The organism is Njordella calcicola (assembly GCF_056494125.1).
Genome location: NZ_CM151396.1, coordinates 1,907,205 through 1,933,212, shown reverse-complemented (window position 1 = coordinate 1,933,212; position 26,008 = coordinate 1,907,205). Strand labels below are relative to the sequence as shown.

The 26,008-nt window shown below is 51.8% G+C and carries 10 protein-coding genes; 3 read left to right on the top strand and 7 right to left on the bottom strand.

Going from position 1 to position 26,008, the window contains the following annotated elements; translation table 11 throughout:
• Positions 1-136 precede the first annotated feature (136 nt).
• Positions 137-2,203, top strand: a complete 2,067-nt coding sequence (locus SH302x_RS07295) for a hypothetical protein (protein WP_479368074.1) — start codon at positions 137-139, stop codon at positions 2,201-2,203.
• Positions 2,204-2,213: 10 nt separating this feature from the next.
• On the opposite strand, the gene SH302x_RS07290 is transcribed toward SH302x_RS07295, so the two are convergent.
• The 4 genes from SH302x_RS07290 to SH302x_RS07275 all read right to left on the bottom strand — a co-directional run bounded on the left by SH302x_RS07290 (position 2,214) and on the right by SH302x_RS07275 (position 5,345).
• On the bottom strand, positions 2,214-2,474 hold the full coding sequence (locus SH302x_RS07290) for an acyl carrier protein (protein ID WP_479368073.1): 261 nt from the start codon (positions 2,472-2,474) through the stop codon (positions 2,214-2,216).
• A gap of 44 nt (positions 2,475-2,518) precedes the next feature.
• Positions 2,519-3,781 (bottom strand): beta-ketoacyl-[acyl-carrier-protein] synthase family protein, encoded by a 1,263-nt coding sequence (locus SH302x_RS07285; RefSeq protein WP_479368072.1) that lies wholly within the window; start codon positions 3,779-3,781, stop codon positions 2,519-2,521.
• A gap of 200 nt (positions 3,782-3,981) precedes the next feature.
• The gene (locus tag SH302x_RS07280) at positions 3,982-4,425 is read right to left on the bottom strand and encodes an RbsD/FucU family protein (protein WP_479368071.1); all 444 of its coding nucleotides are present in this window, start codon (positions 4,423-4,425) and stop codon (positions 3,982-3,984) included.
• Between the two features lie 80 nt (positions 4,426-4,505).
• The gene (locus tag SH302x_RS07275; RefSeq protein WP_479368070.1) at positions 4,506-5,345 is read right to left on the bottom strand and encodes a TIM barrel protein; all 840 of its coding nucleotides are present in this window, start codon (positions 5,343-5,345) and stop codon (positions 4,506-4,508) included.
• 264 nt (positions 5,346-5,609) lie between these two features.
• Between SH302x_RS07275 and aspS the strand changes: the two genes are divergently transcribed.
• Both aspS and SH302x_RS07265 read left to right on the top strand, forming a co-directional pair.
• Positions 5,610-7,385: an aspartate--tRNA ligase gene (aspS, locus tag SH302x_RS07270; RefSeq protein ID WP_479368069.1), complete on the top strand. Its 1,776-nt coding sequence runs from the start codon at positions 5,610-5,612 to the stop codon at positions 7,383-7,385.
• A gap of 433 nt (positions 7,386-7,818) precedes the next feature.
• Positions 7,819-8,877 carry a hypothetical protein gene (locus SH302x_RS07265; RefSeq protein ID WP_479368068.1) on the top strand — a complete coding sequence of 353 codons (1,059 nt, stop codon included), beginning with the start codon at positions 7,819-7,821 and terminating at the stop codon, positions 8,875-8,877.
• 40 nt (positions 8,878-8,917) lie between these two features.
• Here the strand turns inward: SH302x_RS07265 and SH302x_RS07260 are convergent, their stop codons facing one another.
• The 3 genes from SH302x_RS07260 to SH302x_RS07250 form a co-directional block, all read right to left on the bottom strand.
• The gene (locus tag SH302x_RS07260) at positions 8,918-9,277 is read right to left on the bottom strand and encodes a hypothetical protein (RefSeq protein WP_479368067.1); all 360 of its coding nucleotides are present in this window, start codon (positions 9,275-9,277) and stop codon (positions 8,918-8,920) included.
• Between the two features lie 62 nt (positions 9,278-9,339).
• Positions 9,340-14,988, bottom strand: a complete 5,649-nt coding sequence (locus tag SH302x_RS07255) for a protein kinase domain-containing protein (protein ID WP_479368066.1) — start codon at positions 14,986-14,988, stop codon at positions 9,340-9,342.
• Between the two features lie 29 nt (positions 14,989-15,017).
• The gene (locus SH302x_RS07250) at positions 15,018-25,826 is read right to left on the bottom strand and encodes a beta strand repeat-containing protein (RefSeq protein ID WP_479368065.1); all 10,809 of its coding nucleotides are present in this window, start codon (positions 25,824-25,826) and stop codon (positions 15,018-15,020) included.
• Positions 25,827-26,008: the final 182 nt, after the last annotated feature.

The window sequence follows — 26,008 nt, the reverse complement described above, 5'->3', positions numbered from 1 at the left end:
CTGCAGTAGTGTAGCTTCAGTGTTCATTATTTGTGGTCGATACTAACCCCACCATCCATAGTTCCTGTTCTCCACCAGCCCGCTGCGAGAATACCGCTAGCCATTGAAAAAGATTACGTCATCAATGAAGTTCGCTATGCATTCAACCGTACGAACCCTAGCCCAGGTTTCGTCCATTGCAGCAGCCATCCTTCTGCAAGGAATGATGTTCGCTGATGAAAAAGCGAGCGGAGAAGGCAAAGAGCCGAACGCGTCGGCTGCCAATCCACTGCGAAGTGCTTCCGCCAACAGTCAAGAATCGACTTCAAGCAGCAATAGCTCTGCGCCCAGTGGTGAAAAGAAGCAAGTGATTCGAGGGAAAGCGGACGAAGCTGCATCATCTGGATCTATCGACTTCATCATCTTTGATCCAGCGGCCCCACCAAGCGATTCCACTCAACAGAAACCTCAATCTGCGCCCCCAGCGACAACCATTGCACAGAACCCCTCCGGGCCACAGTCCAAATTGGATCGGGAAACTTCGCTGTTGCATGCTGAGTACGAGCGGCTTCATCAAAGTGCTGTGGGCAAACCGACCGCGACAACCAACAACGCGAAGCGATCATCGACGGTCATTGTGATGGGCGAGGACACGGATAATCCAGCATTCGTGAACGACGGGACTGGTCAAAAATCAGCCGACCGCGAAGCTGCCCTCTCACTGGAAGGTGGTCCAGAACTGATGGAGGAGATCGTCGATACGGTCCTGATCGCGGAACTGCTCGACAATCCAATCGATTACCCCGTCGAAGATTTCCCGCTCATGTCGGATGCTGAGGGTGATTACGCTTTGGCGCAAGATGACGCAGCAACTAACGATGCACAGCCTGAGGAGGATGCTCTCCCGCTGCTCCCGAAAGAACCAGCGCCATCGAAGCTTGCCCAGCGCGATCGAGATGACAATGAAGCTGCGGATGCGACTTCAATGCCTGCAAGTGCTCCAGAACAAAGCGATGCACTGAAGGCGGATGTTGTCTCAAGGCCCACATTACGCCGCCCCAAGCCAATCGTAATTGAGCCTATCGCCGAGGATGGTCCGTTGCCATCCAACATCGCGTCCAGCAGTCCTGCCAAACAGGAGCCAGCGAAAGCTTCGATTAAGCCGGTTTCGCCAGATCTTGGTTTGGTATCTGTACCAAAGCCACCTCCGAAGCTAATGGTGGACCCAGTCGTTGAATTGAAGGCGAAACGGGCTACCGAGACGCTCGAATATTATTTGCTGAACCCTGAATCGGCCAGCGAGCGTAGCCCGTGGGCTGTGATGCACGCGCTTCTGCCCTTTGGTGCTGATGCGGAATTGATCTATAACAACCAACGAGTCAACGCCATCGCTTGGATGTGTGCAAACCGCATTTGCAAAACACAAACCATCTTCTCGCCAGTAGGAAACTCCTTCCGCCCTAATGTCGGAGGAGGCGTGCAAGGACACGAGGGACAATTCCTGGCCATTTTAGCGCAGTCTGGCGTGTCTTCGCAGTACCCGTTGCACGTCAACGGTAAGAAGTATTCGGTCGCAAACCTAGTCCAGTACGAGATGGCGACCTGCCGTCCTCGCACTGAACTGACTTTTAAGCTGATCGGTCTTAGTTACTACTTGGGAACTCAACAAAATTGGCGTTCCAGCGATCGCCAGACATGGAATGTCGAGCGGTTGCTTTCCGAGGAATTAGCGCAGCCAATCAATGGTGCAGCTTGTGGTGGCACTCATCGCTTGATGGGAATCCATTTTGCTGTTCAGCAACGCAAAGAAGAAAATCAGCCAATCAATGGAAAGTTCGCAGTCGCCGAAAAGTATCTACGCGACTACAGGGAATACGCTTGGACGCTGCAAAACCCCGACGGGTCGTTCAGTACCAATTGGTTTGAGTCGCGGGGCATGGAGAATAATGATGAACGAAAGGTTCAAACCACAGGCCATATTCTGGAATGGCTCATTTATTCCAGTACTGCACAAGAGCTGAAATCGCGGAGAGTCGATGCCGCGGTCGAATTTCTTGTCAGCAAGATTTATGACCGCCGCGAACACAAGTGGCCGATTGGCCCGCGTGGTCACGCCATCCGTGCAATTGCGCTTTATCGGGAGAAATGTTTAGGTCTCGAACCGTTGACGCTGTCAAATGTATCGATTGCAAATCAACGGTTAACCAAACCAGTAAATCGCTAGAGACAAGTCGCTACGCTTTGACAATGTCGCGCATCTTCGGTTCGAGATATTCGACCGTCGATTTCATGCTCGCCAAGTTTTTATATTCGTCTTCTGGAATTTGAACTCGATGGCGTTTACGCAATTCCATCACGATGTCCAAAAAGTCCATGCTGTCCAGCTCCATCTGCTCGCGGAAGCTTTGTTCATCATTCAGCGTGGTTAGATCTTCATCCGGTGCAATATCGCTAAGGATATCGACAATTTCTTCGCGGATTTCAGCGGGACTCATTGAGTTAGTTTCCTGATTTCAAATTTGCAAACAAAAACAAAGTATTACGAAAAACGCCGAACGATCAACACGGAATTGATGCCTAACATTCCAAAGGAATTGTTGAGGATATAATCGACTCGTTCCAGCTCTTTCGGTTGATTCAAAACCAATCCTTCGATCGCGCACTCGGGATCTAAGTTGTCGACGTTGATGGTAGCGTGGCACACTCGATCGCGAAACGAGGGGATATTGCCAGCCAATTCCAAAGCGCCAGCAGCTCCCATCGTGTGCCCGATGAAGCTTTTCGTATTGTTAAAGTTGGTTGGCCCATCGGGCGCGAACACTTTTCGCAAAGCGATCGTTTCCTGGGCGTCACCACTGGTGGTGCCGGTCGCATGCGTACTGACAATATCAATCTGCTCGGGACTCAGGCCGCCGCGTTGTAACGCTAACTGCACACACTGTGCCTGACGTTCTGGATTGGGCAAAACAAAATCGGTGGCATCGGTATTGATCGCATAAGAAACAATCTCCGCGATAATTTCCGCGTTCCGTGCTTTCGCATCCGACAGTCGCTCCAAAACATACATGCAGGCACCTTCGGAGACGACGATGCCGTTGCGATCTACGTCAAACGGGCGAGAAGCCTTTGCAGGATCGGCATGCGTGGCCAGCGCCCCTTGGCTCTTGAAGGACGCGAAAATTCCAAAGGTATGAATGCTCTCGGAAACACCGCCAGCCAAGGCCAAATCACATTCTTGCAACCTCAGCATCTGCACGCCTTGGATAATTCCCGCGTTGCCCGCCGCACAAGCCGCTCCGATCGTGTAGTGAGGCCCGGTGATGCCGAGATTCAAAGCGATTTCGCCCGCCGGATTGTTCGCCACCGTTCTAGGGTTGTGATGGTGTGACCAAAACTGCGTATCGTAGTCGAATCCTTTGATGTTATAAATTTCGTTTTCCGTCTCGACGTTTCCATGCTCGGTAACTCCAACATAGATACCGACTCGAGATTTATCGACGTTCGCCCAATCAAGACCACTTCGAGCAATCGCTTCGGCAGAAGCATAAATCCCAACCGCGCCAGCTCGCGTTCCACGACGAATATCTTTTTTCGACTGATACCGCGTCGCTTCAAACTCACACACACCGGCTAATGTCTTGCCAACATAGCGGATTTCATAATCGCGAACGCCGCTCACTCCGGCCAGCAACTTTTCGCGATACGCCTCCAGGCTAGATCCGTTGGGAGATGTTAATCCGATCGATGTAATCACCACTCGTTGCTCGTCGGGAAGCGTTTGAGTGCGGTCCATTGCGATCATAAGCTGGGTTTCAGGGCAGGTGAGAGGGGTGGCGATCGGAAACCCTTGAAACTACCCGCAAGTTGGCCTTTTGACAAGGGTTTCGCCTCGTCGGCAATAGTCGGTGCGGCAATTGTTCCTGTGCGACCGCAGCTTAGCCCGCCAAGACAACAGGATTCTCGTACCCGCCTCATTGCCACTTTCCACAGAATCTGCGGCCACTACATCCGAACACCAATGGCCAGCAGGATATTGGCATACCGCTGCTGATCAGCGGTTTGGATCGTTAACACGTGGTCGGGAGTGGCCACATGCTTATAGAATTCCCATTTATCCAACGGCTCCAACTTGACCTTTGACCCGATCGCAGCCAGGGACTGGCGATAATCCGTCCAGACCGGCGGATCTCCGTCCAGAGCATAAGGGCCAGAGGCTTCGGTCTGCATCGTATAGGCTGCTTCGATTGGTACAGCAGACAAAACCGCCTGCAAGGCTTGATTGCAAGTGATCACCCCCGGCGACAAATTCATGCTCACAACTCGAGCCGACGGCCCTCGCTTACTGGATGCCGGGTAATTCCCATCCGCGATCAAGATCAAACCATGATGGCCTGCTGCCGCTAGAACCGACAGTATCTCCGGATGGATCAATTGCTGAAGCAACATAATGAAGCGATCGTCTCGTTATTTAAGAATTCAAAAGTATGACAAGGCAGCCCATTCAATCGTTACCGCGACTCAAGGAATCAACCGGTCAGGGAATCTCGAGTTCGATTTCCGCAAAGCGATTCAAAGGCAAGCATCGTCTGCCGAGCCGCAGTTTCTGCCTCCGGCTTGGAAAATACCTCCGCAGACAAATACCCAGCATAGCCAATTTCTTTCAGTGCTTGAATAATGGAAGGGTAATCAATGTGCCCAAAACCAACAGCCCATCGATTCGAATCAGCAAAGTGAACATGCCCTAAATGCCCTCCCGCAATGCTCATTGATTTACTGATCGAAGCCTCTTCGATGTTCATATGAAATACATCGCACAATAAGCGAAAGTTGGACATCCCCACTTGGCTAATCAACTGCAATCCATCGGCCACGGTGTTGATCAAGTTGGTTTCGTAGCGATTCAGCGGTTCGATTAACAACTCGGTCTGATGCTGAGCAGCGAACTCCGCGAGTCCTTGCAGCGAGTCCGCCAAACGCTTGCGATAATCTCGAATATCGTCGGCAAGTTCGGCTTTTCCTTGCATCGATCCAATGATCACTCGCGTCGACCAAGGCGCCACTGCTTCGATGATCGACTTCACAAAATCCACAGCCGCCAAACGCTTTGCACCATCGGCGTCGGACAGTGATAGACGATGCACGACCCAACCGGCTCCCGTCCCTGCCGCCGCCAATTCCAGTCCATACGCGTCCAAAGTCGCCTGGAAAGTTGGTTGACGAAAGTAGTCAGGGCCACCGGCAAAGACTTCCACACCATCAAAGCCAATCCGTTTTGCCAGTTCGCAGGCGTTAGGGAAGGTATCCCAGAGAACGAAAGGGCCTCCATGCGCTTGCTCCACCGCACTGATCGTCAGGGCTGATTTCATGTTTAATTCCAAGTGAAATAGGAGAGGTCGAACCGCCGAGGGGCTAACGAAAGCAAACTCGCGGCGGTGGGGAGCCCCGACTTGCCCTTTCAAGTTATCCATGGCCGGGCTCTGGTCAAGCGGTCGGCCGGTGGATGCGGTTTCGTGTTACTGAGGATTGGGCGTAGCCATTTTTACCGCCGGACCTTAGAATCTGCCGTTTTTCCGGTTGGATTACGAAATCCAACCGCAGCTTCAAATTCAGTTTCCAGGAACTTAACAACTATGATGCGCAGCCATACGTGCGGCGAACTTCGATCCTCTCATATCGGTCAACGCGTGACCCTGTGCGGTTGGGTTGATACCAGCCGCGATCATGGAGGCGCAGTTTTCCTGGATCTTCGCGACCGATACGGGATCACTCAAGTGGTTGCCGCGCCCGAAAGCGGCCCCAACTGCGTCGGCGAGGCCAAAAAACTGCGGAACGAAGACGTGGTTCAAATCACCGGTACGGTTGCTGAACGCTTGGAAGGCAAGACCAATTCCAAACTAGCCACCGGGGAAATTGAGATCCGTGCCGAGTCGATTAAGCTGCTGAACGCGTCGGCCACGCCCCCCTTTGTGCCTAACCAAACGGAACTGCCCGGCGAAGATTTACGGCTGAAGTATCGCTACTTGGATCTACGACGCACTCAGATGCAAGAAACGCTGATCAATCGCAGCCGGATCATCAAGTCGATGCGTGACTACTTCGAAGAGAACAGCTTCATCGATGTCGAGACCCCGATTCTAGGTCGCAGTACGCCTGAAGGTGCTCGCGATTACCTAGTTCCCAGCCGTGTCCACCGAAATCACTTCTACGCACTGCCGCAATCTCCGCAGTTGTACAAGCAGATCATGATGGTCGCTGGCTACGATCGTTACGTGCAAGTTGCCCGATGCTTCCGCGACGAAGATTTGCGCGCTGATCGCCAACCAGAGTTTACGCAGTTGGATGTCGAAATGAGCTTCATCGATAACGAAGATATCATCGGCATGATCGAGGGGCTGATGGTCAAACTAGCCAAAGAATTCCTGAACATCGAATTGACGCTGCCGCTGCCACGATTGACGTATGATGAAGCCATGCGACGTTTCGGTCACGACGCGCCCGACCTCCGCTTTGGTATGGAAATCGTCGACCTTGGACCCGCTGTCCAGCCAACCGCTTTCCGTGTCTTCCGAGGAGCGCTCGATAACGGTGGCCATGTACGTGGTATCAAAGTGGACGGACGTGCCGAAGAGTTCTCTCGCAAGCGACTCGACGAGCTAACAGAGTTTGTGCAGCATGATTTCGGCGCTAAAGGATTGGCTTGGTTCCGAGTAGAAGCTGATGGTTCACTGTGGTCTCCAATCGCTAAGAATATTGAACCCGAAGTACTCGCCGCGATTAAATCCGCCTTTGATGCCCAACCGGGAGACCTCATGTTGATCGTTGCCGATCAATGGTCCGTCACCTGCAAAGGTCTCTATGGATTGCGACGTCGTTTGGGCGCGGAGCTAAAGATGTACGAGCCAAAACAGATGCACTTTTCTTGGATCGTCGAATTTCCGATGTTTGATTTTGACGAAGAAGAAAAACGCTACGTCGCAATGCACCATCCTTTCACCGCTCCTCGGCCGCAAGACGTCGCGCTGCTGGACTCCGATCCAAAAGCAGCTCGTGCCGTTGCCTACGATTTGGTTATCAATGGCTATGAAGCCGGTGGTGGCACGATCCGAATTCATGACAACGCACTGCAACAGAAAATTTTTGGTTTGCTGGGAATTACACCAGAGATTGCCAAAGACCGATTTGGTTTCTTGCTGGACGCTTTGCAATTCGGTGCCCCTCCACACGGAGGTATCGCGTTGGGAATCGACCGGCTGGTCATGCTGTTCAACCATCTGGACAACATCCGCGACGTAATCGCGTTTCCAAAGACTCAGCGCGCGACCGACATGATGACCGAGGCGCCTGGCACCGTGGACGCCAAGCAACTGCGAGACCTGGCGATTGCGGTTATCGGCACCAAACCTTAGCATTCCGCTGACTTCGACACAGTCCAAGGCGACATGAGAGTTCCTCCGCAACGGAACCGCTCCGCGTTTTGGACAGTTGGGTTCTTCGGCGAAGGTTGTCGTTCAACTTGTTGAATTGCGCAAGCTAGGAAAGCAGCAGTCCCCGCGGCAGGTAAAGATGGCTCGACTGCGCAAACTCTGCGTTCGATCAAAACGCCGCGAAAAAAATTTACTGATCTGACTAACCGCTTCGACGTAGAATACCTTGCACGAGAAGCAAGTCGATTCAGCGGGGGCTGCAATCGCTTCTCCAATCCATGACGGAAAGTTCTTTCGCAATTCTCACTGCGAAAGGAATGCAGGGATTTTCAACTCGCGATGTAAGAGGACTGCGTCTCGCAGGTAACCTCTGGTAGGCCTAAAGCCTTACGTCGTACATGGATGGGGGACTGCCATGGAAGTCTTAACTGCAATCACTTATATCTTTTTGAGCTTCACATCGGGCATCGATTTCGATGTCCCAGCAATTGTGCCGGCGCTAGCCGTTAGGGAACAACACGCCAGCTCGCAATTGCCCAATAGCCGATTCATCGAAGTCAGCTTTGACGTGTCGACCTTGGTCACTCCAACCTTCCACGGCACACTCAGCGAGATTGTCGTGGAGGCAAGAACTCAACATGAAGACGTCCAAATTGCGGACTATTCGCCCCGCACAGAAATGTACAGCCACATTGACGGCGCGATTCGAGTGACCCGCAGTTACACCCAGGAACGCCAAGCAGCCCTCAACGCCAGTGGCTTCTACCCGGTGTTCGCCAAAGCGGATGGACACGCAGGCTTCAACGATGCAACACATGAAACGGTCGAGCAGAACGAGATCGCAGCCCGCCAAGTCCTGACCGCTGCCGGCACGCTTGATCGGCGAACGGGCGTATTCTTCAAACTACGCTCGAACCCGCAACAATCGATCGAAGGAGCACGTCGTTTTACGCTGCTTTTAGAAGTCCCGATGACTTGGCAAGCAGACCTCCTGGAAGTGCGGGCCTATGCGTATGGCACAACTCGAGAACCACTGGCATCCAAAGCGGACCAACTGCTAATTGGAAAACGCTTCCATTTGGCGCTGTATCAATCAGGCGACGAAGACGCTGCTCAGTACGCTTTGGAATTTGCGCGGCAACATATCCAACTGCGTCAGGAAGCGAACCAATATGCAAAAGAAATCCAACGTCGTGCCAATCCAACTCCATTGCACCAAATCGGATCGGCGTTGAACTTGGTAAAGCCTGCAATCTCCGATAACTGGCTGGAAGAATGGGTCTTTGGCACCCAATATCAAAAGCCCGCCGCGTCGCTACCGGTTAGCTTAAAAGTCGTCATGCTTGATTTCCAAGAAGCTCGAACCAATCTACTTGCGATGGCCCATCGCAACCATCGCTCGGGCACAACAAGCAACTACGTGAGCTATCGGCCAGTTAGCAGTCCATCAGGAGCAAGCTCCTCGAATCGATAGTCAGCCGATCTGCAGACCGGTGCGAGCAAGCCATGTGACTTCAACGTTTGCGCCGCATGTTAAACGTCCCACTATCACCAGCGGCTTGGAAATTTGCATTGAAACTACCACCAGTGACTGCCGCTTGCATCCGATATTCGCCCAAAAGTGGCCCAAGTTGCTTGTTTGCATAGTAGCCTCCATCGCCAGCGGGCTGCAGTGTAGCGCGGTAAGCAAACGGAATCACCTTCGCAAAACGCCCAACGAAAACAGCATCGTAACTGCCATCGCGTTGCGGGCGCAGTGCCGCTCGCATGGGGCCTGAATGCCCTGTACTTTGGCTATTCCAAGTCCCTTGATATCGCGCAACCTCGGCCGCTCGCAATTCCATGCACTGCGACCAAACGGTTATCGAGATCATAGCAACAAAAGCAAGTCGGCTTCGCCTAAACATCCATTGCAAACTTCGATAAATCATAGTGATCAATGTTCACCCTGAGGATCTTTGGACAGCCAAGCATAGAGGCGATTCTTGGTATCTGCGGTGATGAGTGTTTTCCCATCCGCAGTGAAGTCCATCGTCGTAATCTCCGCTCCACGATGTCCTTCCAAGTCAAATAGTTGTCGCGGCCCACCCCAGGTCGGCATACAATACCAGACACTGACAGTTCCATTACTGGTTCCGGTCGCAAAGATCCCTTCGGCTGGCGAAACAGATACGACACTTGCTGGCGCGACAAGCTCTACTCTCACCATTTGATCATTATCATCGATCGCAGGAGCTTGTTGCAAGTCCGCGAGCTTCCCAGCCATCGCCTCTGGTTTCGGATCTACAGGATGCAGCGTCACAAAATCTTGGGCTTGATTCCGCGAGTGCACCAAAATATGACGTCTAGGATTGACCGCTTCACCAGCCCACGTTTCTCGGAAAAACTGTACGCTCAAGATGGATTCACCTTCGCCAAGCGGATGCTGCAATGATTTCTCTTCTTCAAAATCGTCATGGAACACACGCAAGTTCCCTTGCAAGTCACTAACCACAAACTCGGTGGGACTCAATGGATTCCAAGCGAATGCCCCCACGTTGTCTAGCTTCTTGACTACTTGCCCAGCATCAGCGTCCCAAATTGAAATTGAGTCGCCACTGGAAATCGCAAGTCGGCTACCGTCGGACGATAAGGCCAACTTGGACGCGTTTTCAACAGCAATAGAAAGCTTGGTCCAAGTTGGTTTGTCTTCTGAGTCAAGCTCGAATTTCCACATCGAACTGTCGCTCATGAGTGCGTACAATTTTCGGCCAGTTCGATCCCCAGTCGCCGAAACAACTGGGGTTCGTCCGTAGCCTTGCACTTCGGTTGACCCTTGCGAGATCGCATAAGTTTGCGTCGTGCGACTGGAGACAAAAATTTGCTGATCGACTTGGTGCAAGTTTTTAAGTCGTCGCGTATCGATCTCCAATTGATCGTGCAATTGGTCGACCAAAACGGTTTTGCCATCCGACGCTTGTTTCAACCATCGTGAACCGCCGAGTGTTTCATTGGTTGCAACGCGTGGTTCGGGGCTTGCTGCATCGAATTCAATTTCCCAGTGCTTGGTTTGGCGATCTTTGGTACCACCTCGGATTGCAACCTGCAGTCGGTCGGCATTGCCTCGAGTTACCACGGAAACATCCATATCCGCATGCGATCGCACTCGCCCCGCAAACGGCGACAACACGTCGCTCCATAGCTTCGCGTTCTTGGTTAAGCTGGTAGAGTTCCAGGCCAGTGAAATTTGTCCCTGGCCATAATCGACTTTAGCCACATTGCCACTTGCATAGACCACATAAAAACGTTTGCCATCTTCGGTCCATACGGCATTCATGGGTGTGTCACCAAAGAATCGCAAACCGTCGTCAGCAAGTTTTTGCGAGTCCCACTGAGATACATTATCGAGATCAAGGATGCGCACCGCCCCTGATCGCCTGACCAAGAGAACTACCGAATCGTCGGCAGGATTGGTGACGGCAAAGAAAGTCCCAAAACTATCCCTGCGAAAAACTTCCTCGCCGGTTGCGAGATCGATAATTCGCGTACTGGAATCAGAGGCAAACAACGCTTTTCGTCCATGGTCCAATAGCGAAATCCTTGGTTCAACTAAGCCTGCTTGTTGGTCACCAGCTTTCGACGAAGTAGATTGGGTCCAGCGACGTAACATGGCAGCCGAATCCATATCCCATAAACAAAACTCCCAGACCGCGTTAGGGTCCGTTAAGTAATTTCGATCAGCATTCTTTAAGCTTGCTGCAGTAACGAGGTATTTCTGTTCGGCGCCTACTGCAGAATCGACCAACGTAGCGCCCGGAGTATGACCGATATAGCTGAATCGTTCTTGGTCCAGCAGTTTGGTGGCCCCGTTGCGTAGGTTCCATAGATCCACGACACCGTTGGAATCAATAGCTAACGCTTGACCGTCAAAGCTTCCAGCCGCCACGTGTTGCACTGGTTTGCTGTAGAGCGCTCGATCTTGCCCCATCGTGCGTTCCATGCGGGCACGCTGTATCTGACGATCGATATCCCAAACAAGACAGTCTGCTTGAGAATCAACTCCTACGACCGTGCCATTTTTTAACGCGGCCACTCCTTTGAGATTCGTTGGCAATCCAGCCAAATTTGTTTCCGGCAGCCACTGCCCATCAGACTTTTTCCAAATCTGTAAAACCGGCTCGGCATCACTGGAAGAGATCAATCGCCCCGATTGATCTTGTAACATTGTCGTTACGTCGGCAGCATGCTTATTGTCCAACACGATTTCATTGTTCATGGTCAGTTTGTTGGCGTCGAACGCACCGACAAAAAGTCTATTGTCGGTAAGACCAACAGCCAATTCCTTTCCATCAACGGTTAGCCACGCGCTGCGAACTAAACCTTTAATGCTATCTGGCAAAACAATGGGATCATTCGTTCCACTTGCGATATCGACAATGCGCAGCGGCGGATTGTCTGGAAAAATTGTCGTCAGTAGAAATTTCGTGTCGCCGATCGGTTGTATACTAACCAGTCTACCGCGAACTTCCTCGAGCACCTTCGTGGGTTTCGATTGTGTATGCCAGTTGGGGGCTACGTTCCAGACCCAAATTCCGGCATTGATACCGGCGATCAAACTCGTGCCATCGTTGGAAAATGACAGTCCGTGGAAGACGCGATTCCCGGTGGCTTGAATTTCCACGGGCTCGCCAGCCTGCAAGTCCCAGTACTTCATCCCATTCTTTTCGTTGGTAGAGTAGGCGTACACCAACTGAGTTCCATCAGGCGAAACGGCCATCGCGACTGACTTGAGATTAGGTTCGTCAAACTCCTTCAATAGTTGCAACCCGTCCGTTGCTGGCTTTAGGATCCTGACTTTGCCATCGCTGGTTGCAATTGCGATGACATCCGCATTCGCTGCTGCTGCGGTAGCCAGTGTTTCTCCAGACAAATCCATCTGAGGTAAATCCGCGTTGCTTAGCAAGTTGATACGCTGCCAACCCCAGGTGTCGAAGGCCGGTAGGGCTCCTTGAGCGAACGTTGCTGGCGCATTCTTCAATCGAGCGATGTTATCTCGAGCTGACTTGATGTCGAAAGAGCTCAGTTGTGAAAGTGACAGAGCTACCGAAGACTTGTATTCGTCAAGCTGAATCTGGATCGCTTTCCGCTCGGCATCCCGTTTTGCGGCAGTTTCCGCAACGCGTGCCTCGACTGCAGCTTTTCGTTCTTTCTCGGCTGTTTTCTGCGCTTGCTCTGCGGCAATCTTGGCATTTGTCTCCATTTCCTTAGCGATGCGTTCCTCCTCTTTAGCCCTTAAGGCATCCATCTCTCGCTGTTCAGCAAGCATTCGGGCATTCTTGGCCTCCACAGCTTCCTTGTCAGCGCGCTCCGCTTCTTCCTTGGCTAAAGCGGCATTATTCACAGCTTCAAGTTTGGCTATTTCTTCTTTGTCTTTAGCAACTACGGCTTCAGCGCGTGCTTGTTCGGCGATTCGTTTCTCATTCAAGGCATACATCAGCATGCCAGTTAGTCCAAACACTGCCAACAGCACAATCGCGGCCACAGCTCGTTGCAGTTTTTTAATTCGCGATTCACGATCAATGCGCCGCTGCTTGGCAAGGACCGCTTTTTCATAAAGCTTGTTTTCATCCTCGTTGCTGCGATCGACGGTTTGCAAGACTAAGTCATAGTCGCCCTTACCATAGGCCGTTTCGCCATACTCCCGGCGAGCTTCAAGCAAACCCGTTTTAGCAACCGCATTCTCGGGCCACAACTCTATCGCGTCGCGAAAACCGAACATGGCTCGTGAATAGGTTTCGTAGTCACCTGTTACTTTGGCATGTTGCAATAAGTCATGCGAACGTTCGGCCAAAGAAATACTTTCCGCATGCCGTCGATACTGACGGACGGCATCCTGCATCTCCTCAACACTGCGATAGCGATCCTTAGGATCTGTCTGCATCGCTCGCAAAGCAATTCTTAGTAGCGCATCATCCGAGGCGTTTTCCGGTGGCTCAAGATCGTTTTCCAGGGCATTTTTTAAACAATGCGTAACGGTCGGACCGGTGTGCGGCGGGCGACCTGTTACCATGTCAAACAGAATTCCGCCTAATACATAAATGTCGCTGCAACGCCCCAGTCGATTCAATTGGTGTCCGGCCATTTCCGGTGCCATATAACAAGGCGTACCAGCCATGTTGATCGCTTTGGTCACACGCAATCCTGGACTTGGTTTGTAGTCATGCGCCAGCTTCTTCCTCAGCAGCAACTCTTGTCCATTCACACCGCCTACTTCGTTTCGCTCGAATACTTCATCATCACTTACGATGACAACCGAATCGCCCGCGCGGAAATTCTCAGCGTTCTCCAGCGTAACACGGCGTTCGCCCGCTTTGGACAAACCAACAATCAGCGAAGAATCCTTGCGGAGGTTGACTGCCGTCCCCCAGTCCGTCACGAACACTTCGCCGAACCGGCCTAACATCGTGTTCTCTGGCTTGAGATCTCGGTGGATGATGCCTTTGGAGTGAGCAAAAGCGACTGCGTCAGCTACCTTCATGAAGATATCAAGATTCTGCTCCCGCGTTCGTTCCGTGATCACGCGACTCCATTGATCTCCCTCGACAATCTTCATCGAATAGAACAACATGCCATCTTCGCTGACCCCCAACTCGTGAATTGGAACGATGTTCGAGTGATCAAGGTCGGCGGTAATTTGCGCTTCGTACAAGAACCGCCGCCGAGCGTCTTCGTTCTTCTGAAAATTCGGTTTCGCTGTCTTCAAGGCGACCAAACGATCGACGGCCGACTGTCTGGCGGTAAAGACGATCCCCATCGCACCTTCACCCAGCTTATTGATAATTTTATAGTCAGCATCTGCCGACATGGGCGCATTAGCATCGAGGACCTTGCGCGTCGCAACTCGTTCGAAGATCGAATCGGACGCCTGCAAGCTGACGGCACTTAAGGAGTGCATCGGGTTGGCGCTAGAACCAACTGCTCCCTCCCACATTCGTTTTAAGCGACCTTCAGTCCCGGAGTCATCAACGGCCAACGTTCCTTGGTCAGTTCCCTCTGATCCAAATACGATGGTTTGATCCGATGGGGTGGGCGATGGAGCCTCTGTTCCAAAAAGAATAGTAGCTTGATTATCGCTGACGTCATTCTTGCCGCTAAGGTCTAAATCAATCGTAGCACTGGAGCTCAAACTTCGCTCGTCAACCTGTAAGGTGCTGTCGATTGAGTCACCGTCGAGTCCTTCGATTTCATCAACTAAGGAGAACGGCGTTCCGTCGGTGACATCTATCGTTTCATCCACGCGACTGGTCGCATCGTCCGGGGCCACTATCGTACCTGACGGTGTCACCACAATACCGTCTTGGGTTGTCACCGTCTTCTTGCCAGGCTCGTCTTGAGCAATGCTGTCGGTTTCGAAATCCAATGATTCGGCAGTCGACTCTTGAAAAGGCATGGTCATGCGATTTTCATCTTCAGCGGTTGCCGCAACATCTGCTTGGTTTACCGTCGCAGAGACATCTTCTTGCTGCGGTTGCAGGCTCGCGCCGCAGGCACTGCAGTTCACTGCATCATCATCATTTGTGCTATTGCAATTTGGGCAAAGGCTCATAGGTACAATCTCGGACAGTTAAAACGGCTTTAGGAATTTGTATTAGGATGCGTCTGGGCGAATTTACGCGCCCGACGCGCCGAACGGTTAAGTTTGACGGGACTTGCCGCTGCTTGCGAGCCAATCTGCTCCAGCAAACGACTACCATCGCCGTGTCTGCGTCTGGCTAACCAAACGGCTCCGGCAAGGAAGCCCGATGAAGCTTGCATTCCGATACTCGAAAGTGAATCGTGATTGCGACGAATCAAAATTGCTCCGTCAGCTTCTGAAGGTACTTTGACTTCTTGGTTCTCTACAGAATCTTGCTCTGAATTCTCTTCGACGTTGGCTGGTTGACGTTGACGAATCAAAGGAATCGTTTCATCGTCCCCTTCCTCTTCGGCCACTTGATCACGCACAGAGAATACTTCGAGAACTAATTCTTTCTCATCGGCCCCCTTTTCAATGATCGCATATGCACCGGCGGCAACTTCTGGATCATTGATAAATGCTGCCTTCAATTGTTCAATCTGCTCGTTAGTGGGTTTTCCTGAACCCGTGGATAACGTTTGCTTCTTGACTCGAACACTGTTTTTCAGATCGTCCGATACCTCGGAATTGGAATCCTCAACAATCTGTAATTTCAAGATTTCAAGGCTGGTGGGCAATTCGCCATCTGCCGCATATCCATCTTCGTTTTCATCATCAAAGGGCACGCGATACACGGAAACTTCAAAACGTCGTTCCGTCTGAGTCGTTAATTCAAACTCGATGTTGGGTGCAGGATTGAAATCCACAAAGATTGGTTCTGGAGGAGCCAAGATTGGAGGCGGAGCTATTGCCGGGATATCTTTTGGCAGTTCAGCGAATCCAACTTCAGCGCCATTTGACTTTACATTTTCAACAACAAAGTTCTCGATCGCGGCATCGACAATCTGACTGGATGCATTTTGAAAAAGGAAGAAGTCGTCTGCTCGACGTATGACTCCTAGCGTTGCCAGAACCTGGTTAGAAAACAGGAACTGGTCCTGAAACGCAATTGCTCTTGAAAGAATTGCAGCCGCATTAGAACCAGCTAACCGTGCGTCAATCGCTTGCTCATTAGGAGCCAAATCGTTGCTTGCGTTCAGAATACTTCTTGTACCGAGATCCCCCAACGTATCAAACTCTTGTCCAAACCCATCTGCGTAGCGTATGAAGACATTGAAGCCAGCTTCCCCAACATTGCCAAACTGCATTACGACCCTTTGGAAAACATCCGTTCGTTCACGCAGCTTTGGATCTGCAAGTTGGAGAGAAAGCTTAGACAGCTCGCCTTCGTCGGCAATAACAAACTCTGTGGAAGTAAACGTTGCTCGAGGATCTATGCCTTCCCCTCCGTTGTAAGGCAACACATTAAAAATGAAGTCAGCCGAACCAAGCCGATTGACCTCTTGAACGCGGAACTGCCCTGGAGCAAGTTCAGCCTGAGTTAACAGCCTTGCGCCAGCCGCTTCGATGGAGAGGTTACCACCCGCCACTAAGACAATCAGACCTTCGTTGGCCGTCGAACTAACCGTCGAGATTGTGCCTAGCACATTCAAGTCACCTGCATTTTTCGTCTCAATGTAGACGTGAGGAGCGTCGCCTACCGCCGTCACCTTGGTAACCGACAACGCTTTCGAATTGACCACGAACAACGAGTATTCATTGTTTGTACGCTCAGAAAATCGAAAACGCGCTGCATCCACTCGATTGGCATCCGCTGGAACACCGGTGAAGAAATCTGTATTGGTTTCGCCTGGGATATCGATGCTACCTAGAAAATCATCACCCTTGTCGTTAGCAATTTGGTTGACCTGCTGAAACGCAAAACGCAATGCATCTGGCTGCATCACGGTTGCCGACAAGGTATTCACAGAGGTGTTGCTTAGGTGAGCAAACTCCCTGGTATCGATTCTCAAATCTTGACCAAAAACTTCTGCAGTCGCCGTTGTTTCCGATATCCAATTCAACGCTCGGAATTCGACGTTTCCACGACCAACTCCACCGTCCGTGCGAATGCTCTCTGCGAACGCAATCGATCCCGTATCAACCGTCGCCCCAGTGGCGGTAGTACGATTGGCTGCCAGGTAAATTCCACCATCACTGGCCAGAATCCCAACGACCGCCTCCGCGGGTTTATCAAGCACATTTAGCGAACCATTCTGAACTCGGATATCAATCGCTCGAGTTGTTCCTGCTTGTGAAGTTGTTGTCTTCACATACTCCAGAACGCTTGCCGTATCCGCTTCAGTCAAGGCAAGGCGACTACTATTAAAATGAGGTCTTACGACGGTTACCCCGACTGCAACGGAGGAAGCTATCGCGATGTTTAGATCTTGAGAACTTGTGCCAGCAACCTGATTCAGATAGACACCCGAATTCGCATGCGCAGCAACGTTCCCACTGACGCGAATATCTAACGCATTGACATTGACAGCACCCAACCCGATTGCATTAAAGTCATCGCCCAGCGGATCATTGCGACCAATGGATCCCGCTAGAGCGGATAACGATAGGTTTGTTGCCGTGATATTGGCTTGTGCTAGCTCGACGCCTTGAATATTGCCGATCGTCGAGATAATCGCCGCGTTCGCTCCCACATTTAAGCTAGAAATCACCACGTCACCATCGGCTCGAAGCAACGCGTTGCCGCCAGCATTGCTCACGCTATTTGGTGACATCACGTAGCTACCGTTGGAGGCATGAATTAGCAAATCACGGCTCGCAGTAACTGTACTGCTTTGGGTTATCGGGCCATTGGTTGCCAAGATACCAACGCTTCCGCTTACACTACGAACTTGAGCGGCCACCTGGACACTAGTAACTCCTTGCAGCAATACGTCGCCACTGGCTTCCACATTACCGCCAACCTGCAAGTTGATATCCGTCGCATGGACATAGACCGTGCCTGCTGCAGCATTGATCAAGCGACTAGCCGTTAGCGTCGCTCCTGCATCCAGTTCGACATGACCTGTCGTACTGGTGATCTGGCCAGCGATGGTCATATTCGCGCTGGCTCGCAGCAGCAAATCCCCCACCGCGCTGACTCCGAACAAGTCCGCATCAACGCCATCTTCAACGACCAAACTACCGTTCAAAACATTCAGCTTAAACGCTCCACCTGCAATCGCATTGTCTTGCGCAATTACGCTCTGCGGAGTAATTGGGAACAAGGGCGATTCGTTCCCTTCGCTGCTATTGAAAAACACTTGTCGAAAAGTAGAACTACCCGGACTCAAACTAACCGTGATCGCATTGACTGGGCCAATTCGCAAATCTCCGCCAGCGGCTGTTTCCTGCAAGTACGTGCTGCCCGTCGTGCTGCGTGTCGATAGAGTGCCAATTTCGGTGTCGATCGCTCGGACGTTGATGCCGGGGGTTCCGTTAAGCTCGTCCGATTGTCCAATGTTTCTGCCGGCATCCAGGATCGCGTTGGTTGCGCGAACATTTACCGAAAAATCAGGCACCTGCTCGACAATGTCTCTTCCCGCTGTAATTCCAATATTCGTCGCAGAAACAAATCCCAAAAGAACATCATTACCAGCACGGATCACTAGATTATTGGTTGTAGTGGCTGATCCCAAAATCACATCACGGCCAGCAACGATCGCTCCGTTATTAGTCGCACTTGCTGAACCCAAAAGTACATCGCGCCCTGCATCCATACTAAAATTCGCACTAGTCAACGTGCTGAGCGAAATATCGTTGCCCGCAATTAGCACCGCATCACTTGTTATCGTGCTGGTCACTCCAACAGCCATTGTGTAGTTTAGACCCGCTCGCAAAAACAAATCATCGCCAGCGGTAAGGTTCGCATTCTGAGTGATATTTCCCTGCGTCGATATCAAGCCAATGCTGCCAGTACTGCTGGTCAATGCACTATTAATCACAAGGTCATTGGTAACTTGGATTAGCAATCCTTCATTGGCCGTCACTGGGCCACTGAGCGTTGCACTCGCGCCGACGATGTATCCTGTCGCATCTGTCTCCAAGAATCCGCTGGCAGCGACGTTGATGTTTCCTGAAGATCGCAGGGTGATGTCACCCTCGACGCTTTGTACCCCAGACTCGATCACTACCGAAGTAGCCCCCCACAACAAGATATCTCCCGTCGTCGTGCTCACACCGATATTATCATTATCGCAACCATCGGTAACGATCAGGCTACCAGCATTCACCTTGACCTTGATCGGACCAGCGGCTTCCAAATCACTTAGCTCGCCGTCGGTATCACTGCCAACTACATCCGGTAGCGGCGTGGCATCAGAACTATTGAAGTTCACTCTGTTGACGACGGTTGCCATCGTCACTGTCATTTCCGACACGCAGCCAATCACCAAATCGCCGCCTGTTGCCACTTCTTCCAAGTAAATCGCCGTACCAGCAAACGCGGCAACTGTCGTCACATTCAAATCAATCGCCGCTGGATTCTCGTCTACGGGCGAAGCTAAACTGCTAGCTCCAATCGCGCGCCCTGCTCGCAATTGCAATTCCGAAGCAACCACGTTTACCTCGGCGAAATTGCCATCAGTGATATCACGGCCTGCTTCTACCGAGACAAACGTCGCGTTGACACGTCCCAAGCTGATGTCGCGCACCGCACTGAGCATGGCTGTATTGTTCGACGCGGTGGCAGTGCCACTCATCAAGATGTCATTCCCAGCTTCGAGCAGTGCAGATCGAGCCGAGCCGACGACGCCCGTGAGAGCGAGGTCATTTCCCGCGCTGATATACAATCCATCGTCCTTCAAGTCATTGTCCTGGATACTCTTGACACCATTGGCTTGAACCGAACCAGTTCCTACAATCGTGATATTCCGATCGGCAACAGCAGCGACCGAACCCGTGTTCGAGGTCACTACTGATGCGATGGTGATGTCATTGGTACTTCGCAAGAGTACATCCAACGCGCCCGTCACATTACCGCCAACCTGCAAGTTGATATCCGTCGCATGGACATAGACCGTGCCTGCTGCAGCATTGATCAAGCGACTAGCCGTTAGTGTTCCACCTGCATCCAGTTCGACATGACCTGTCGTACTGGTGATCTGACCAGCGATGGTCATATTCGCGCTGGCTCGCAGCAGCAAATCCCCCACCGCGCTGACTCCGAACAAGTCAGCATCAACGCCATCTTGAACAATCAAACTACCGTTCAAAACATTCAGCTTAAACGCTCCACCTGCAATCGCATTGTCTTGCGCAATTACGCTCTGCGGAGTAATTGGGAACAAGGGCGATTCGTTCCCTTCGCTGCTATTGAAAAACACTTGTCGAAAAGTAGAACTACCCGGACTCAAACTAACCGTGATCGCATTGACTGGGCCAATTCGCAAATCTCCGCCAGCGGCTGTTTCCTGCAAGTACGTGCTGCCCGTCGTGCTGCGTGTCGATAGAGTGCCAATTTCGGTGTCGATCGCTCGGACGTTGATGCCGGGGGTTCCGTTAAGCTCGTCCGATTGTCCAATGTTTCTGCCGGCATCCAGGATCGCGTTGGTTGCGCGAACGTTTACCGAAAAATCAGGCACCTGCTCGACAATGTCTCTTCCCGCTGTAATTCCAATATTCGTCGCAGAAACAAATCCCAAAAGAACATCATTACCAGCACGGATCACTAGATTATTGGTTGTAGTGGCTGATCCCAAAATCACATCACGGCCAGCAACGATCGCTCCGTTATTAGTCGCACTTGCTGAACCCAAAAGTACATCGCGCCCTGCATCGATACTAAAATTCGCACTAGTCAACGTGCTGAGCGAAATATCGTTGCCCGCAATTAGCACCGCATCACTTGTTATCGTGCTGGTCACTCCAACAGCCATCGTGTAGTTCTGGTCTGCTCGCACATGCAAATCATCGCCAGCGGTGATGTCTGCATTCTGGTTGACGTTCCCCAACGTCGATATCAAACCCACGCTACCCGTTCCGCTGGTCAATGCAGCATTGATCACTAGGTCATTGGTGACCTGAATCAACAGGCCTGCATTAGCCGTTATCGGCCCAACCAGCGTGGCACTGCCGCCAATGATAAAGCCTGTTGCGTCGGTCTGCAGCGAACCGTTGGCCGTGACATTGATATTGCCAGAGGAACGCAAAGTGATATCCCCTGTTACGCTTTGCACTCCAGCGTCAACCACTACGGAACTGGAACCCCACAACAATATATCGCCCGTTGTCGTCGATACGCCAACCCCGTCAAGGTCCAGACCGTCCGTTACCAACAAGCTACCAGCGTTCACTTTGACTTTAATCGGGCCAACGGCTTCCAAATCACTCAACGCGTCATCGGTGTCACTACCGTTTACAGTCGCAAGAGGCGTACTAGGAGAACTGTTGAAGTTTACGACGTTTACATTGGTTTCAATGCCCACGGTCATTTGCGACACACCGCCAATCACCAAATCGCCGCCCGCTGCAATTTCTTCCAGGTAAATCGCTGTCCCGGCTCTTGCGGCAACTGTCGTCACGTTCAAATCAATCGCCGCTGGATTCTCGTCTACGGGCGAAGCTAAACTGCTAGCTCCAATCGCGCGCCCTGCTCGCAATTGCAATTCCGAAGCAACCACGTTTACCTCGGCGAAATTGCCATCAGTGATATCACGGCCTGCTTCTACCGAGACAAACGTCGCAGTCACGCGTCCCAAGCTAACATCGCGGCCTGCATTCAACATCGCAGTATCGTCCGATGCTGTCGCAGTACCACTCATCAAGATATCATTGCCTGCTTCCAACAATAAGTCGCGTGCAGAGCTGACGCTGCCTGCCAGCGTTAAGTTATCGCCTGCACTGACGTAAACCCCATCGCTGGCCGCACCCCCGCTGGAGGTGACTACGCCTGTTGCTGCAATCGTGATATTCCGATCGGCAACCACAGCGACTGCGCCGCTGCTGGAAGTTACCTGCGATGCGATCGCAATATCATTGCTGGCCCTCAAATGAATATCGTCTGCGGCCGTCACATTACCGCCAACCTGCAAGTTGATATCCGTCGCATGGACATAGACCGTGCCTGCAGCAGCATTGATCAAGCGACTAGCCGTTAGCGTCGCTCCTGCATCCAGTTCGATTGCACCTAGGTCGCTAAGCACATCGCCGTTGACGATAATATTCTGAGCTGCCCGTAAAAGGATATCGCCAGCGGTACTAACACCTAGCGTATTCAGATCGGGACCATCCTGAATGATAAGGCTACCCGCCAAAACGTTAACTTTGATAGGTCCGTTGGTAGCGATGAGGTCGTCTCGAATCAAAGAGTTCCCGGCAGCAGTCCCTGTAATTGTCGGCAAAGTAGAAGCCGGCGAACTGTTAAAGTTCACGCGATTCACATTTGCGAGGACTAGTACATCGAAGGTTCCGATCACGCCGATGATCAAATCCGGTGTGCCAGAACTGATCTCTTCCAAGTAGATACCGTCCACGGCTCGAGCAGCAACCGTGGTAACATTCAGATCAATCGCCGCTGGGTTTTGGTCGATCGGTGAGAGCAAACTGCTAGCTCCTATAGAGCCGCCAGCTTCCATTTGCAACTCGGACGCAACAACATTGACGACGGCTGCGTTGCCATCCAAGATGTTTCCGCCCGCTATGATCGAGACAAACGTCGCAGTCACGCGTCCCAAGCTAATATCGCGGCCTGCATTCAACATCGCAGTATCGTTCGATGCTGTCGCAGTACCACTCATCAAGATATCGTTGTCTGCTTCCAACAATAAGTCGCGTGCAGAATTGACGCTGCCTGCCAGCGTTAAGTTATTGCCTGCACTGACGTAAACCCCATCGCTGGCCGCAACCCCGCTGGAGGTGACTACGCCTGTTGCTGCAATCGTGATATTCCGATCGGCAACCACAGCGACTGCGCCGCTGCTGGAAGTTACCTGCGATGCGATCGCAATATCATTGCTGGCCCTCAAATGAATATCGTCTGCGGCCGTCACATTACCGCCAACCTGCAAGTTGATATCCGTCGCATGGACATAGACCGTGCCTGCAGCAGCATTGATCAAGCGACTAGCCGTCAGTGTTCCACCTGCATCTAGTTCGACATGACCTGTCGTACTGGTGATCTGACCAGCGATGGTCATATTCGCGCTGGCTCGCAGCAGCAAATCCCCCACCGCGTTGACTCCGAACAAGTCCGCATCCGCTCCGTCTTGGACGATCAAGCTACCGTTGGTCACGTGAATCTTGATAGCGGCATTGGACTGGACATTACCCTGTGGACCCAACGTGGTGGGCTGAGCCGACAAATCGACGGCTGGATTGCTGCTGTTGAATTTCACTTCGTTGACCGCAATCGTAGCAACGATCGCATTGATTGGTCCCAGAGTAAGATCCCCGCCTGCGATCACTTCGCGCAAGTAAGTTCCACCAATCCCACTGCGAGAGCTCAGCGTGCCAACTTCAAGATCGATGGCGTTGATGTTTACATTAGGAGTACCATTCCCGCTATCGCTTTGACCAACCGCAACACCAGCGTTGAGGATGACATTATTGGCGCGGATGTTGGTGTTCAGATCAGGAACTGTTTCAAGTATACTGCCGCCTGCATCTAGACCCGCGTTGCTGGCGATCAACAGCCCCAGCCGAATATCACCGCCCGCAACCAACACTGCATCGTTGGTCACATTGCTGCTGGTCCCCGCAGCCATGGTATAATCCAAACCAGAACGCACAAACAAATCATTGCCAGCGGTAACATTTGCATTTTGGCTGATATTGCCTGATGTTGAAATCAAACCCACGCTACCCAAGTTACTGGTCAACGTACCATTGAGCGTTAGATTGTTGGTGGCTTGTATCAGCAGGCCAGAATTGGCCGTTATAGGCCCAGCAAGCGTGGCACTAGCGCCAACGATGTAACCCGTGCCATCTGTTTCCAATGTACCTGCGGCGTTAGAGAGTACCGCTCCATCGGAACGCCATGTGATATCGCCCGTCGTGCTGACTACACTCGCTTGAACGTCTAAACTGGTCGCTCCCCATAGCAGAATATCGCCGGTGGTCGTTGAAACTCCAATGCCATCGCCATCGAGGCCATCGGTGATGACCAACGAGCCCGCGTCAACACGGACTTTGATGGGGCCAGCCGCGGTAAGGTCATCTTGCGGAGCGATTGCAGCTACCGCTGTGGTTTGACCGGCAAGTGCTTGAGTTACCTCATTAAAGCGAACTCGGTTCTCGCTGACGGAGACCGATTTGCTAATCGCTCCAACATTACCGACAGTGACGTTTCCTTGACCGCGTAAGTAGATACCTGCTGCTGCACTGGCGGCGATTGTACTGCTGCCAATCGAAATGGCATTAGAATTCAAGTCAGGTGTGCCATTACCCTGGTCGTCGTTTCCAATTCGCCCCGTCGGGCTCGACGAAACCAATTGAATTGATTGTGCATCAATGTTCAAACCAGCGACACCAGCATTGATTGCTTCGATGTTATTCACGGCTTGCAATGAAACGGCAAGTGCTTCGATATGCCCTAGTTGAATACCTGCGTCAGACGCTATGGCAACCGTTCCGTTGGCGGCCACGATATCACCTGAAATTGTGCTATTGCCCTGCGACTGTGCAGCTAAGCCGTTGGTTGCGACGATACTACCTGCCGCGGTCCAACTGCCATTCAAAGCAGAAACTGCTGCTTCCAACGCGCTGATTTGCGAGCCCGCTAAGAGATTGATGTCACCGCTATTGGAAACCAGCCCAACTTGTTCAAGATTGGAAGTGATCGATGCGGTGGCCGTCAGTTCAAGCGTTGTTTCCGAACGGATGAGGACATCGCCATCTGCGGCAACAGTCCCCGAGATCAGGACACTGTTACCGTTGATCAAAATTGTGCCAGTGTTCGAAGTAGCAACAGAGCCACTGATATCAATCGAGTCCCCAGCGAGCAACGTAATGTGCCCTGAGTTGCTGAAGATACTGCCAACTACGGTTACATCATCTTGAGCTTCCAGCAAAATATCTCCATCAGAATTGATCTCTGAGGCCACAATGGAGCCCGCGGGGTCCGCTGTTGCAAGAAGCTTAACATCACCAGCGTCAGCAGTTAAGGAACCAGTCCCTGCCATGGTGATGCCCGTTCCAAGCGATTCAATAAAGATAGATCCTGTTGTCGAGTTGATCGTGCCTTCAATGTTCGCATTCAAGTCAACTTCGATATCGATCGAATCAACAGATTGGAGACTGCTACCGGCGGCCTGCGTAAAACTACCAACGGAAATCGAAGTTAAGCCGTCGACGGAAATCGCACTAGTACCACTCAGATCAAAGCTAGAAGTAGGACTGGCATTGCTCACTGTCAGGTTGCCCGAGTTACCGATGGTTAGAGTTCCATCAATCGTCGTGCTCAGCGCATCAATAGATACGTTACCTTGTGGAGAGGCCGTTGCCGCAATGTTCACTTCGGCTAGATCGCTTAGGGCGATTACGTCAACGGCGGGCAGATTCAGCGCAGCGGGTGAAAAATCATCGAACCAATTGAAGATACCAACGCCTCCATCACCAACCACTTGTATCTGACGCAAGTCGGCAAGCAGACCAAATGCCTCGGTCAATGGATCATGCAAACCATCGTCGTTCTCATCCAAGAAGAATTGGTCCGCATCGATCAGTTGCAAGTTAGCCGTCGTAGAACCGATGCCATCATTCAGAATGGTTACCGACAACGCTTCTCCATCGAAAACGCCGTTGACCGACAGAACGCGTCGAGCTTCCAAACGCATGAAAGACAACGGCGCAATTTCAGTCGCTCTTGGCTTGTTGGAGCGACGAACTCGCTGGACCTTTTCGATCAGGTCGTAGATAGCACTTACGAACGTACCCACTAAACTTTTTGTCATCGATAATTCGTATGAAAATGTGTGTACGGCATCCCAGATGCGTGGAAAGCCGTGGGTCGATTATGATGCTTTTCGCACGAAAGCGATTTAAGTCTAATCAGACTGAGACCCGATTTGAACACATTTGTACCTATATATCCACGCGAAAATCTGCTACTACCTGCTTCCAAGTAGGTCTTTTT